Origin of the sequence: uncultured Alistipes sp., from assembly GCF_963931675.1 — a bacterium.
GTDB lineage: Bacteria > Bacteroidota > Bacteroidia > Bacteroidales > Rikenellaceae > Alistipes.
Window position 1 is genome coordinate 1,545,440 of record NZ_OZ007039.1, and the last position, 14,646, is coordinate 1,560,085.

A 14,646-nucleotide genomic window follows, 5' to 3' on the forward strand; every position below is an offset into this window, starting at 1 on the left:
CGGTTTTCGGGATTAATTCATCAACTCTTCGGGAAGTTCCACACCCAGTGTGGTCACAGCCACGAAACTGTTCGATTTCACGTCGAAAGACACCACACCCGCGGCATCGGACTGCACATCGGCAAGTTTCGTCAGGCCGCCCATCAGATCGTCGTTCCAGGCAATCACGTGGAAAGTCCGGTTCGCGGGCAGGCCGCCCACCTTGAAATTGACCTTGCTGGTCGAGGTTCCCAATGCATAAAGCGTATAGTCGTTCGCACCGTCCGTCATGGCCGCCAGCGACTTGGGCGAAAGGGTCGATACGGTCGGCTGTGCCGAAATAACCTTCCAGCCCGTGGCACAAGTGTGCGTAAAGGCCCATGTCATCCAGTAGGAGGGATAAAGCGGATAACCGTCCGATCCGGCTCCAATGACCGAAAAGAACTGGTTGCCGTTGTCATATTTGGCCTTGTAGCAGTCCCATTTGATCAGACCGGCCATCCCGACATTCAGGGCATCGATGTGGAACAGCGCGTGTTTGAAGGCATTCACATTCGTCCAGCCGATCGGGGTTTTAGTTCCTCGCAGGTATCCCGGATTGGTATAGGGATCGCCCGAAACCTTCTCGCCACGAATACCGTATTCGGTCACATAACAAGGTTTTACCCCGTCTCCGGACATTTTGGCCAACTCGGCGGCAATCCCGTCCAACCGATCGTTCGGCTTGGCCAGGTCCCAATGGTCCCAATAGATATGCGACGAATAGCCGTCAAGCAGATGCGACATCGAACCGGCCATGAAGGCGAACCACGAAGCCTGATTCGTCAACGTCAGGTCTCCGCCGACAATCTGGATTCGGTCCCGAATTCCGAGCGTCCGAAGCCGGGTGTTGAATGCCGCGTAGATATTCCGGTAATCGTCCTGCGTGATTTTGGTATCGTTCACCTCGTTCTGAATGGTGACCTGCTTGACACAGGTCAAGCCCCGCGTAACCAACAGGTCGTAGATTACATCCCCGAAAGCATCCATATCGTCAACCTTCGACGAATGCCAGTAGGTGATGTTCACCAGCGAACCGGTACGTTGTGCCAATTCCACCGTCCGAATGAACGAAGGCATGTACTCGGGATTGTACTTGTCGTTGGTCTCCCAACATTTGGGGTCGAAGAAGATCCGGACATACTGCGATCCGAGTTCCAGTACCTTCTTCTCCAAATCCGGGAGGTTGGAGTCCGTCACGCCATCGGACGCCGCCGTGAGCGACGTAAAAAGATTGTTGTTATACTGGGTACCGAACCCCAGGAAATTTTCCGTGATCACGTTCGAGGCATCAATCGTAAAGTCGACACCCGGCCGCACGCCGTCAGCCTTCGGAGGATTGTGCTCGTCCTTGAAACACGACACACATCCGGTAACAACCAGCAAGAAGGTCAGGATCAATATTTTGTTGCGATTCATAGTCGATCGTTGTTTTTAAGGTTGATTATTTTACCCAACGTCCGTACAACGTGACATCCAGATAAATGGGCATGGTTTCGAGATCGTAGGCCGCGAACTGGATCGTCGCCGAGGCATTCTGGTTGTTGGCCGACGCCTGGTCGGTGTACCAACCCGCAAATTCGAAACCTTCCCGGGTCAGTTCGGGCAGACCGGTCAACATCTGCCCGGCCTGCACTTCGAAATAGAGCTCATCACCTTCGGCGCCGGGATTGACATTGCATACCAGCGTCACGTGACACGTCCGATCAGGATCGTCGTCGTCACAGGAGATCATCAGGGACGAGGCCAGAACAGCAATCGCCGCCAAAAGCCATATCTTGCATATTGCCTTTTTCATCGTCGTGTGTTTTTAAATTCGTCATCGTATCATTCCGAACCCTGCGGCCATCCCGGATTCTGAACCAGATGGCTGCCGTTGCGTTCATAGTAATCAATTTCGTAAATCGGCAGGCACTCCCAATAGTTGCGGTCGAGGACATAACCGTTCGTCGCATTGCGGGGAGTTTGCGAAACCTTGAGGTAACCGCTGCCCAGCTCGTTGGAATCGGAAATCACATTTCCAGAGATGTCGGCAAGTACGAGCGACTTGGTTGCCGAAGTCTTGGTAATGTAGGCCCCGAGATTCTTCTTGGGATAGAGTTCCGTATTCGTGTAATCGATCTTGCGCCAGCGCTTGAGGTCGTTCAGGCGGAACCCTTCGTAAACCAGTTCCACCCGGCGTTCCCGGCGCACCTCCCAGATGAACGGCGGGACATCCTCGTCACGTTCGGCATCGTCGTAGGTCTTCGTCTCGACGGCCGGCAGACCGCCAATGATCTTTAGGTCGGGTAGCCGCTGGTCCGAAGCATAGCCGGCACGCTGACGCAGGGCATTGATCGTTGCATCGACATCGTCCTGCGTTACCGTATAAAGTCCCATGTCCTCCAATTCAGCCGCAGCCTCGATATAATTAAGCATCACCTCGCCCAAACGGATGATCGGGGCATCGGTAATATTAAAACTCTGTGACCCGGTAGTCTCGTACTGCGTCGCTTCGTCGAGGAATTTCCAGCATTTGAAACCCGTATGTGCGTAGCCGGTCTCCTCGTACTGCACATAGAATTTCGGACGGAAGGTCGCCGTAAGGCGCGGATCCCGATTGCTCATCTGTGCTTCGGCACTCTTGTCACCCTGATAGACCGTATTGGTTTCTCCCTTCGGATTGATCGGCAGGCCGTTCGTACACAGATAGGTATCGATCAGATCCTTGGGTGCCGAATAGGCCTGGGCTGTCGTTTCGCGGTTACCCGACATGATGGCATGGGTCACAAGACCGGTATCGTAAACCCGGAAGAGGATCATCTCCTGCTTGACATCAGCCGTCGAAGAGATATCAACCGTACTACACAGTTTCTGATAGTTCGATGCAAGTTTATGACGCCCCGAACTGATTACACGCCAAGCCGCATCTTTGGCCGCCTGCAGATAGACTGCCACGCGTTCCATCTGCTCGGGGGTCGTATCGGGGTCGTACTTGAGCTTGGTCCCCATCATCAGCATGTGCCGCGAAAAGAACGCATCGACGACATCACGCGTAACGACCTGTTTGTCGGGACCGGTACGGGTATCCGAGATGAATACGTTCTGTGCAGCATATTCATAATCTTCCAACACACGATCCATCACATAAGTCACGTCATCCTGAGTCTTGAACAGGTCTGGAGAAGTAATGGTCAACTCGTGATCATAATAGGGTACGTCGCCAAACGAGAAGGCGAAGAGCGAATAGTCGAAAGCTCGGAAGAAGCGGGCAATACCCATCCAGTGATTCGCCGTCTCCTGGTCGTCGAACGGTACACGAGCCACCCGGTCGACAAAGATGTTATCCTTGCGGATATCCGAGAAATAGGTTCCCCACAAACCGCCCTTGTTGGTCGGCTGGGCATTGAATCCCGGAAGGTTGATATTGGTAAAGTCGTCGTTGAGCGCCTGTCGGATGGACATCACGCCACCCGAGTCGTTGTTCCCGAATCCGGGGAATCGGTCGGCGTAATACCCGAAGGCAAATCCCCGAACATTGGCCTCCGAAACCCAGAAATTGTCGTCGGTAAACGACGCCAGTGGTTCTTTGGTCAGGAAATCCTCACACCCCGCGAGCCCCGTACCTGCCAGCATGGCCAGCAATATCATATACTTTTTCATAACCGTCGTATTTTACGAATACTACAAATTGATCTGAACGCCGAACGACCAGGTCCTGAAGTAAGGATAGGTACGTCCGAAACTCTTGGCATCGGTAAATCCCTCCACGGAGTTCTGCTGGATCTCCGGATCGATCGTAATATCGAGGTTGTCGATTGTGAAGAGGTTCTCACCGCTTACAAAGATCCGGGCCGAAGCCAGATGCAGTTTGCTGGTCCACTTCCTGGGAAGCGTATATCCAATGGTGATGTTCTTCATGCGCGCATAGGACATGTCGAGCAGATAACGTGTCTGGCACTGCCAGTTACCGTTATGGTTATTGGCTCCCGGATTCGAAGGCCGCGGATAGAAGGCATTCGGCCGTTCGGGGGTCCAGTAGTTCGTCACCTGATTCTGGTAGACAGCCTCGCCCATGGTGAAGGCCGGAATGAAGAGCGATCCGGTACCCCAGTAGTCCCGCTTGCCGACGCCCTGCATGAAGGCGCTGAAATCGAGATTCTTGTAGGTAAATCCCACTCGCAGGCCGAAGATATAGCGCGGCGTGGTGTTACCGATCACCTTCATGTCTCCGTGATCAAGGTTCGTACCGGCGCCATAGTCAACTACGCCGTCACCGTTCAGGTCCTTATACTTCACGTCACCCGGACCGTAGTGGAAGGCATTGGCCGTATTGAGCGCATCCTGATTGGGTGTGTGAAGCCCGTAATACCAAGTGGGGTTGGCCTCGCCGTTGTTCCCGTCGAAATCGTCCTCACGGAACAGACGGTCGGTCTCATACCCCCAGATTTCACCGAGGATCTTACCCTCATAATTATCACAGGTATTACCGCCAGCCTTGATATTGACCTCCTTGTTGGCATGTTTGGTAATTTTCCCTGTCTGATCCGACAGCGTGGCCTGGACATTGACCGACCAATTGTCGTTGAAACGCTTGTTGTAACCGACGGCAAGTTCCCAACCCATCGTTACCAGTTCGCCGTAATTGCGGGCCGGAGCCGATGCTCCCATCGAAAGAGGCACCTCTTCACCAAAGGTAGCCATATCGCGGGTCGTCCGGCGGAACCAGTCGAACTCGATATCAAGGCTGTTATCGAAGAACTTGACATTGGCACCGACGTCGATGGTCTCTACGGGTTCCCAAGTCAGGGTTTCGGCCGCAACAGTAGGCGTAGAGAACATCAGCGAGTTTGCGGTTCCGATAAACCAGTTCGACTTCCCGGCCGTAATCTTCGAGAGGTAATCGAAACTGCCGAGGTTGTTGTTTCCGATCTGGCCCCACGAAGCACGCAGTTTGATGAACGAAATCCGGCTCTTCTCCAAGAACGTCTCCATGAAAGGTTCGGAACTCATCACCCAACCTAACGAAAATGACGGGAAAGTATCCCACTTGTAGTTCCGGTTGAACTTCGAAGCTCCATCCCGACGGATATTGAATTCGAAAAGATATTTATCCTTGTAGTTGTAGTTGATACGCCCGAAGAACCCGAACGTACTCCAGTGGGAGGGGTATCCGGTCGTCTCTTGGATTTCGGAATCCGTCAGGTTCAGTTCGGGTTTCGAAGCATCATAGAGTCCATAACGCTTCGAATACTGGTATTCGGTGCGGTAATATTCAACATCAAGACCGGCCATTAACTTGAGATTATGGTTGCCGAAACTTTTCGAATAGGTCGAATAGGCCTTGCCCACATTCCGGTTGGTCCATGTAGAGTTGAGAATCACATAATCCTCGGCGGGGAAGAAATTGGTTTCATACTTGGTCAACGTTGCATCGGCCCAATGGTTGATACCGCTGATAGGCGAGGTCGCCGTCTTCTTGTGCGCATTGTTGGCCACGTACGTATAATCGGCGTCGACGGTCCAACCCTTCGCCAGCGTCAACGTCGTACCGATATTGAAACGGCTCATCGTGGTGATATTCTTGTTCATGTGTGCCTGTTCAAGTTCGGTGCGGATGTTCTTCAGCGGTTTCCCGTCAATCGTGCCGTAAGGATAGGTCTCGGGATAACGGTAGATATTGAACCAATACTCGTTGGCACCGTTGGCGGCATTGGCCAACCGGAAATTGGGATAATCCTTATCCGAATTGGAGAACATCAATCCGCCGCGGACAGTCAGATATTTGGTCGGTTTGGCTTCAAGGCGCAACGTCCCGGAGAAGCGGGTGAAGCGGTCCGGCGAAGGTGTAATCTTCACCAAACCCTTCTGGTCGAGCACTCCGAAACTTCCGAAATAGGAGAATTTGTCGCTACCGCCCGAAATGGAAAGGTTGTGTTTCTGCTGAAAGGAGGCATCATTCAGGAAGATGTCGTCAACATCCCATGCCCGGTAGAAATAGGGTTTGCCGCCGCGGATCTCATAGTCACGGCCCAACACCATCTCGTCGCCGAGATTTTTGCCGCCGTAGAGTTGCTTCCACTGGCGCATCCGCTCGATACTCAAATCGTCGTAATAGGCCCCGAGGATATTGAAACTGGCCTGATTGGGAGCCGTGCGGCGATAAGCCGCCAGCATGTATTCAGCTCCGAGCGCACCGTCAGCGATTTCCGGCGTATTCATGGGCGACGACCAGGCAAAACTGTTGTCGTAGGAGACCGTGGGCTTTCCCTTGGTACCCTTCTTTGTTGTGATGAGGATCACACCCCAGGTACCCCGGGCTCCATAGATCGAAGCCGATGCGGCATCCTTCAGAATGGAGATCGACTCCACGTCGGAGGGATTGACCATCATCAGGTTGTCGATCTCTACGTTGTCGAGCAGAATCAGCGGTTTGGCTTCGGCATTGATCGAACCTTGAATACCTCGAATATGGATTTCGGCATCCTGGCCGATATTACCACTCGAAGTAGTTACCATCAGCCCCGGCGAAGCACCCTGCAGACCGCGGGCAAGGTCCGTAACAGGACGAGAGCCGATGGTCTTGTCAACATCGACGGTAGCAACAGCCCCAGTCAAATTGGCCCGTTTCTGGACACCATAACCGACCACCACCACATCATCGAGCGTCTGAACATCTTCCGTCATCCTGACATCCACAAAGCTCTTTCCACCGAGAGCGATCTCCTGAGTCGTAAATCCGATAAAACTTACGATGAGCGTCTTCCCATTGGAGGGGGGGGGAATTTGGATGGAGAATTTTCCATCGGAGCCCGTAACGGTACCGATCTCCGGATGCTCTTTCACAACCACTGAAGCGCCGACAACCGGTGCGCCCTGTGCATCGGTTACACGTCCATTAACGGCGATTTTCGCATTTTGGGCGAAGATCCCGGGACACAAAGTCAGCATAAACAAGATAAATAGATATCTTCTCATACCATCAGAAAATTTTAGTTTTAGGTTTTTCATTTGGGGGACGATTGTCCCGAAATCGACTCTACGGAAGAGTTGCCGACCTCAAGTCCGGAAAAAGAGGATGCGTTTTTTTCATAAGGATCATTTAGGTTAGTTTATCGAGTTTTTGACGTTTTCACTCGTGTTAATGCAAAAATACAGTTTCGGTCTGTTCGAATTTGATACTTTTATTTCGAATTCCAATACAAACCTACAGAAAAGTACCATTCGTCTGAAAACCGACCTCCAGGGCATTTCATACAACATATATATATGGAATCCAGAAAGCGTATCGGCAAAAATCGCAGACAGATCTGTTTTCTTATACCTGACTTTTCGTATCTTTGTCTTTGAGACAACCAGAAACACGATCATGACAAAACCTGCTCACATCCGCCTTCGCCGCGAGGTATCCAACTCTTTTATTTATTATAAGGAGACCAAACCGTTCTCGACATGGCACTATCACCCTGAATATGAACTCGTTCTCATTACCCAAGGCAAAGGAAAACGAATCGTAGGGGATCATGTGGGACGCTTCGAGAACGATGATTTAGTATTGGTTGGGGCCAATATTCCACACGAATGGATGTGCACGCCGGACTACTTTGAGGAACCCGACATTTTCAAGGGTGAAGGGATTGTCATCCAGTTCGTGCGCAACTTCCTGGGCGAGCAGTTCATGAACAGTCCCGAGAACCGGGCTTTGTCCGATTTTCTGACCCGTTCGATCATGGGCATCGAATTTCTGGGCGAGACCAAGCGTCAGATCATCCGCATCATGCACGCAATGGAGCAGATGAATTCCGGTGAGCAGCTCTATGCGCTCTTCGACATTTTCCGGATCTTCATCACCAAACCGCAGATCCGGCTATTGACGAGTGCGGCCTACGTTTCAGAATATCCGGTGGACATACACGACCCCATGCAACGGGCTCTGCGATTCATCCTGCAAAATTTCCAACACAACATCACGATCGAACAACTCCTCCAGGAGACGAACATGTCCAATACGGCCTTCAGCCAACGATTCAAACAAACACACCGTATGACATTCAAGGAGTATTTGCAACAAACGCGCATCGGTTATGCGTGCAAACTATTGCAGGAGCACGATCTGAACATCGCGGAGATCGCCTATCAATCGGGGTTCGAGAATATTTCAAATTTCAACCGGCAATTCAAAAAAATCAAGGGAATCACTCCGACCCAATATCAGAACAATCTCAAAAGCTGAAATGCAAATCTCGCTAAAACGACAGGCTTGAAACAGTCCCGTTATACGGATCCATCGGCTGATCGTTCCTGCGTCCAAAGCGCATCAACAGCAGCCTAAAGTTCGATTCGATAGCTGATATTGGAAACAATATTCGCCACGCGTTCAAGTTCCACCGGCCCGGTAAGGTAGTTGTAACGATGACCGTAATAGTCCTTGTAGCCTGTCAGATTCAACACTTTCAAGGCAAATTCATGCGTCACACGCCGACGGTTAATCCGGTAGCTGACGGTCAAATGCGCAAACAGCATCCTAAGTTCAAAAGCAAGAAAAAAGCAGGGAAAATTTTGCTGTCGGAAGATTGTTATTAAATGGTGCGGATGGTCAATGTATTAATATTTAGTTATATGGACATATTCTTATTCTTATTAAGCTGCATATTGTCTGATATTCACATACGGAGTCCCTCGTTTTACAATGGCGAATGCTCTGGCAACGATTTTGTTGCGGATTATGTTGAGCGTGCTCATCTTCGATTTTCCTTCCGACTGCCTGCGGATGTAATATTCGCGCAGCTCCGGATCGTGCGAAGCCGCACTTACCGCCGCTAAATGGAGCAACCGTTTCAGTTGTTTATTAGCGATAGGACTTACTTGCGCAGGGCCTTTGACGCTGGTTCCGGATTGATGGCTGAACGGTGCTATGCCGCAGTAGCAGGCAAATTTGCGCCATGTTGCGAATTTGGTGATGTTACAAATATATACGATCATGTATGTCCCCACGATAAGACTTACACCTTTTAGCGAAGTTGTCAATTTGAAAGAGGTTTTAAGGTCTGGGTTGGTGTTAATTATATGCTTGATCGCGGCTTCTATTTTCTTGATTTCCGATTTCAAGGCAGTTATTATGGCGTCATACGTTGCAAATAGGTCAGACAGTTCCTCATGTCCGATACCCCTCTGAACCTCATTGACTGCCATGATATACCCGGACAAGGCTCTTGCGGTCTTATCTCTCAACGTGAGAAGAAAATGCAGTCTTTGTAATATCTTTGGCCGGTAATTTCGTCACGACGATCTTGTCCCGGAATCTGGAAGCGTATTCGGCAATGCGTTTGGAATCGACGACGTCATTCTTTCCACGTACAATACCCATGGAACGTTTGATTTCCAAAGGCGAAACCATTGCAAATACAATATGCTGCGATTCCAGAAATGCAGCCAAAGCCATCGAATAAACGGCCGTATGTTCGAAGCAAATAAAAGCGGATTGGCGCTTCGTGCATTTCTCTATCCATTGAAGAATGGCCGGAAAATCGTTCGAATTGTTCTTGAATCTGAGGTGCGACCGTACTTCGAGGATAAATACATCCAATGTGAATTTCGAAACATCAATTCCTACATGAACCTCACTTTGCATGATGCATAAAATTTTAGTTAATAATAAGTTGCTCTCGACTGAAGTTGTTTTTAAGACCTGATGTCTATCACCCTAACAGATCCCCGGCAACATAAAAGTCATTGATGAGGACAAATGCTCATCACAGGACTTTCTCCTTGCGAGCTGTTATGTTCACCCCATAATGGCTTTTATAAAATTAATTCAATCACTACTGTCCCGTAAAAGTGGATAAATAGTTCTTTGAAATTATTGAAATATAGTCAATTACACGGTTTTTTGAAATGAAACGGACTTGATTTTGCAACTTTGCAGTCTAATACAAATGGCTGCTATGTTCCAAGACAAATACGTATTCTCTCAATTAACCGCTTTTCTGAACAGGACTCAGTTCAACAACTATGTTCGCAAGTATGATGGCAACAGATATGTGAAACATTTTACTTGCTGGAATCAGATGCTCGCGATGATGTTTGGACAACTGAGTAACCGTGAAAGCCTGCGAGACTTAATCGTTGCTTTCGAGGCGCATAGGGCCAAGCAATATCATCTTGGTTTAGGTCGTGAACCGATAGCCAAAACAACTCTTGCGACAGCCAACCAGAACCGTGATTACAGAATCTTCGAAGACTTTGCATTCTATATGATGAAGGAAGCCTGCGAGAAGCGGACGACCAACATCCTTGACATTTCCGGAAAGAAATATGCGTTTGATTCAACAACGATTCCGTTGTGTCTTGCAACATTCCCATGGGCAAAGTTCCGAAGCAAGAAAGGAGGGGTGAAAGCTCATGTCTTATACGACATTGAAGCACAAGTTCCTGCTTTCTATACCGTAACCACTGCTTCAAAGCATGATTCCACAGCAATGTCTTCAATCCATTATGAACCAAATGCTTATTATATATTCGACAGGGCTTATGACTCCTTTAAAGAACTCTATAGGATACATCTTACAGACTCTTTCTTTGTTGTCAGAGCCAAGACAAACTTAAAGTATAAGACAGTCAAATGGAAGCGAAGAATGCCAAAGAACATAATGACAGATGCGGAAGTGAAACTGACCGGATATCTCTCCGAGAAAAAATATCCTGAGTCATTCAGACTCGTCCGATATTACGACGAAGAGGATGACCGTGAGTTCACTTTCTTGACGAATGCAAAACAACTTTCTGCACTGGATGTCGCCAATCTTTATAAGAAAAGATGGTTAATCGAGCTGTTCTTCAAATGGCTCAAGCAGCATCTCAAGATAAAGAAATTCTGGGGCACAGCAGAGAACGCTGTTCGCATACAAATCAGTGTGGCTATTATCACGTACTGTCTTGTGGCTATTGTCCAACATGATATGAAGTTGAAACGTTCAACCTATGAAGTTTTGCAAATTCTCAGCATATCATTGACTGACAAAACCCACTTGCGTGACCTGTTCGACAAGACTAATTTCAATGATGTCAAAGATCTAAATGATCCCCTGATTCCGGGGCTTTTTGATTAATTGTTTAACTCGTCCCATTTTAACGGGACACTAATGAATATTTTTTATAAGTTAGACTTTTAATATTTATTATGTTTCGGATTGGATAATATCCAATCTTTAGGAATATCTACTCCATAAGGTAATATCTTCGTGAATAAATCTTGGCTCCCACATTTCCTCTCCATTTTTATTTTTGGTTTTAATAGAATCTAAAAACTTTTTAGTAGATGACAAAATATAAATTATGTTGTTATATGCCTAATTATTAGTTGTTTATATTTGCAAAAGTCCCTAAGAATCAGTATCTTTAAAGAAAAGTTTGCCCGCTTTTTCGTATGAAGACAACTGACTTTAAGGACTTGGGCAAAGTTAACCAAATCCTTCCGATGATGCAAGAACATTTTGGGAAATCGATGAATCTGGCCCGCATAAAGTTTATGGCTTTCATGCTCCATGCCCTGTGTGTAGTACAGACCGTAAGCCTCCATAAACTCGCGGCGGCAATGCCAACCTCTGTTGAAAGGGACTCCAACCTTCGCCGCATTCAAAGATTCATAGCCAAGTACGCCCTCAACTTTGACCTTGTGGCGCAGATGATATACTCTCTGCTTCCCGTCAAGACAGGGCTGGTGCTGAGCATGGACCGTACAAACTGGAAGTTCGGTGATTTCAACATCAACATCCTCATGCTCGGCGTGGCATACAAGGGGATTGCATTCCCATTGATGTTCAGCCTTCTGCCTAAGAAAGGGAACTCCAATTGGAAGGAACGCAAGGCAATCGTTGAACGATTTGTCCGGCTGTTCGGCTCCGAATGCATCGACTCTCTTGTTGCCGACCGGGAGTTTGTCGGCAAGGATTGGATCGGTTGGCTCAACCGCAATCATATACGATATTATATCCGGATCCGGCAGAATTTCTGGCTTGTCAAGCCTTCCACAGGGGAAAGAATCCGTGCATGGTGGCTCTTCAATTCCCTGAAAGTGGGGCAGGAAAGATTTTATTACAAGCTTTTCCTGCACAAAGGTGAGTACGTTTATCTTGCCGGAAGCCGAATCAAGAACTCCGACGGTGTGCCTGAACTTCAGATCCTCATCTGCTTCAAACGCCCGGAAAAGGGTGTCGACACTTATAAAAGGCGATGGGAGATCGAGACCGCATTCCGGGCTATGAAATCCTCCGGATTCAATATCGAAGACACGCATTTGCGCGACACAGAGCGGATTGCAAGACTTCTGGCAATGGTTTGTATTGCTCTTGTATGGGCGTATCTCGTTGGGGAACATAAAGATGAAAACGTAAAGCCTATAAAGACATTGAAACATGGACGTAAAGCCAAATCTTTAGTAAAGTACGGCTTGGAGGAAATCTCCAACGTGCTTTTTCGACCAATTTATGTCCCGAAATTTGATGTATTCAAATTTTTGTCATGTACTTAGTAAAAACTTATTCAGTTCTTTATCTTTTAGCTCGTCGGATAAAAGATAGAGATAACAGTCAGGAGGATATTGATTCCCAGGGGTACAATCGACATAGCACTTATATTTATTTGAATAAATAAAGCTATGGTGTACAGCCATTATCGTTGGCTCTTTAGATATAATTAAGGCTACATAAGATATAACGATCCCCTCACAATAGTTGCAACATTCTCCGAATGCTCCTAATAAGTTGTTAAGACTGCAAATGAAGAGTGCGTTACTATTACATGCCCCAGGAGTTACCCAACTCCATATTGTTAGATTTTTTGTTTCTGGAACATCGGCTACCATTTTTGTTTTATACTCGTCGAAACTAATTACATGGTAAGCCCTATTATAGACTTTGCATGTGTCTTTGTAGTAGTTCTTGGTTTTCATAAATATTAAGTTTTAGGGTGTCGGAATCACCTGTTATCATAAAGATACAAAAAATGAGGACAAACATCGACAAGGGAGCTAAATTAAGTTCACCTGCCAATGTTTGTCCTTGCTCTCTCCTTACAATAGATGTTGCATTGCAGCGTCGATTTGTGAGTTCTCGAATGAATCCAAATAGATTTGTGTCGTGGATAGATCAGAGTGTCCCAGCGATTCGGAAATCAAGGCTACGCTTACTCCTGACCGCTTTAAGACGGTTGCGTATGTGTGGCGGGCAACGTAGGTTGTCAAGTTCGTTGCCAGTCCCAGCCGTTTGCTCCACTCTTTCAACTCTCGGTTTATATGAATCAGAACCTTATGCACCCTATTGTGAATCTGCTGTTCGGTACGATGCACATGACGATCAAGAATAGGAAAGATATAGTCCTCCTGCATAGCTTCCGAACGGGTGTACTTGGCAATGATCTCCTTTGCCTGCGGATGCAATCGACAAGTCATCGTTTTCCCTGTCTTATGACGGCGATAGAAAATCCGATCCTCTTCCATATCGACGTAGCGTAAGGTGGCAATATCCTTGAAATTGATTCCAGCCGAAAAGTAAGAAAACAAGAATATATCCCTTGCAAAATTGGTATAGGGAGACCTCGTTACGGGTAATTCTGCCTGCATCAATCGTTGTATATCCTCTTTATGAATGGCTCGTTTACGTGTCTGCGTCCAATGCTTTCCTACTTTATAGAGCACGAATGGATTCTCCTTGCAAAGGAAAATCTTGTCAGCAACGGCCTTATTGTAAACGGCTTTCAGTACACTGAATTTCGTGGCTATCGAGTTGGATTGGTTGCCCTTTCCACGCAGGAATGTTTCGAAATCGCCCAGCAGGTTGGAAGTAATCTCCTCGAATCGTAATTTGGAGGGATGGAACTTAACGAGCGAGGTACGGGTCGCCGTATATTTAATGGCCGTATTGATTTTCCCCGCTTGTTTCATGGCTGCAATCTGTCGTTCGAAATAGCCGTCCACCAGTTGCGGAGTGCATTTTGCGGTCTGGTCAAATAGGTTGGTAAAATCAACCTCCATGTCCAATGCCTCCAACCGCTGGATTTTCTTTCGGAAAGTCGCTAATGTGCTGTCTATCTGGCTTTGCAGTGCAGCACGGTCGGGGCAGTCTGCCGTTATCATTTCAGCATCCTTATCCCAATAGTGAGGCTCTATCGATAGCCCCATAGCAACAAATTTCGTGGTTCGGTCGTGGGTAAATCGAAGCATCAACGGGGATCGACCTTGCTTATTGATTTTACCTGTCCGTAAAACAACTTTGATTTTCATTTACTTGCGTGTTGCGCAAGTAATCGAGAGTAGCAGATTTAGGGTACAACAATGGGTACAACATTTGCGCTCGGAAGCGCCTTTCAGACTCTATCCCAGTCCCGAAGCGGCACAAAAAAAGAGGCTACTTAAATCGTAACCTCTTGATTTCCAGAGCTGTTGACGAGGCTTGAACTCGTGACCTCTTCCTTACCAATTAAGTATTAGTATTTATGTTAAATAACTAATATATAATAATTTATATTTAATTATTAAATATTATTACTCGATTTATTGCTCTATTTTTTTAATATTTTATAATAAATATCTAGTTACCAGTATGTTAAAAACTATATTATTATTTGTACTGGATTATTCGTTGATTGTTAGTT

The 14,646-nt window shown here is 47.5% G+C and carries 11 protein-coding genes; 3 read left to right on the forward strand and 8 right to left on the reverse strand.

The window, feature by feature from the left end:
• Positions 1-12 precede the first annotated feature (12 nt).
• The 4 genes from ABGT65_RS06550 to ABGT65_RS06565 are packed head-to-tail and all read right to left on the reverse strand — an operon-like array spanning position 13 to position 6,948.
• Positions 13-1,437 carry a hypothetical protein gene (locus ABGT65_RS06550; RefSeq protein ID WP_346700714.1) on the reverse strand — a complete coding sequence of 475 codons (1,425 nt, stop codon included), beginning with the start codon at positions 1,435-1,437 and terminating at the stop codon, positions 13-15.
• 25 nt (positions 1,438-1,462) lie between these two features.
• The gene (locus ABGT65_RS06555) at positions 1,463-1,816 is read right to left on the reverse strand and encodes an InlB B-repeat-containing protein (RefSeq protein ID WP_346700716.1); all 354 of its coding nucleotides are present in this window, start codon (positions 1,814-1,816) and stop codon (positions 1,463-1,465) included.
• 29 nt (positions 1,817-1,845) lie between these two features.
• A complete protein-coding gene (locus tag ABGT65_RS06560; protein WP_346700718.1) occupies positions 1,846-3,660 on the reverse strand; it encodes a RagB/SusD family nutrient uptake outer membrane protein in 1,815 nt (604 codons plus the stop codon).
• 21 nt (positions 3,661-3,681) lie between these two features.
• Complete coding sequence (locus tag ABGT65_RS06565; RefSeq protein WP_346700719.1) at positions 3,682-6,948, reverse strand: TonB-dependent receptor; 3,267 nt, start codon at positions 6,946-6,948, stop codon at positions 3,682-3,684.
• A gap of 418 nt (positions 6,949-7,366) precedes the next feature.
• Here ABGT65_RS06565 and ABGT65_RS06570 point away from each other — a divergent pair, with 418 nt between their 5' ends.
• Positions 7,367-8,230: an AraC family transcriptional regulator gene (locus tag ABGT65_RS06570; protein WP_346700721.1), complete on the forward strand. Its 864-nt coding sequence runs from the start codon at positions 7,367-7,369 to the stop codon at positions 8,228-8,230.
• Positions 8,231-8,637: 407 nt separating this feature from the next.
• Here ABGT65_RS06570 and ABGT65_RS06575 read toward each other — a convergent pair whose 3' ends face one another.
• Both ABGT65_RS06575 and ABGT65_RS06580 read right to left on the reverse strand, forming a co-directional pair.
• Positions 8,638-9,189, reverse strand: coding sequence for an IS110 family transposase (locus ABGT65_RS06575; RefSeq protein WP_346700722.1), 552 nt, complete (start codon positions 9,187-9,189; stop codon positions 8,638-8,640).
• A 28-nt stretch (positions 9,190-9,217) separates the two neighbouring features.
• Positions 9,218-9,628, reverse strand: a complete 411-nt coding sequence (locus ABGT65_RS06580) for a transposase (protein WP_346700724.1) — start codon at positions 9,626-9,628, stop codon at positions 9,218-9,220.
• A gap of 313 nt (positions 9,629-9,941) precedes the next feature.
• Here ABGT65_RS06580 and ABGT65_RS06585 point away from each other — a divergent pair, with 313 nt between their 5' ends.
• Together ABGT65_RS06585 and ABGT65_RS06590 are read left to right on the forward strand one after the other, a co-directional pair.
• Positions 9,942-11,105 (forward strand): IS4 family transposase, encoded by a 1,164-nt coding sequence (locus tag ABGT65_RS06585; RefSeq protein ID WP_278964211.1) that lies wholly within the window; start codon positions 9,942-9,944, stop codon positions 11,103-11,105.
• A 317-nt stretch (positions 11,106-11,422) separates the two neighbouring features.
• Positions 11,423-12,526 (forward strand): IS4-like element ISBf13 family transposase, encoded by a 1,104-nt coding sequence (locus tag ABGT65_RS06590; RefSeq protein WP_032528339.1) that lies wholly within the window; start codon positions 11,423-11,425, stop codon positions 12,524-12,526.
• Here the strand turns inward: ABGT65_RS06590 and ABGT65_RS06595 are convergent.
• A complete protein-coding gene (locus ABGT65_RS06595; RefSeq protein WP_346700725.1) occupies positions 12,515-12,946 on the reverse strand; it encodes a hypothetical protein in 432 nt (143 codons plus the stop codon). The two genes, ABGT65_RS06590 and ABGT65_RS06595, sit on opposite strands and share 12 nt — an antisense overlap.
• A 120-nt stretch (positions 12,947-13,066) precedes the next feature.
• Positions 13,067-14,275 carry a site-specific integrase gene (locus ABGT65_RS06600; protein ID WP_346700727.1) on the reverse strand — a complete coding sequence of 403 codons (1,209 nt, stop codon included), beginning with the start codon at positions 14,273-14,275 and terminating at the stop codon, positions 13,067-13,069.
• Positions 14,276-14,646 lie beyond the last annotated feature (371 nt).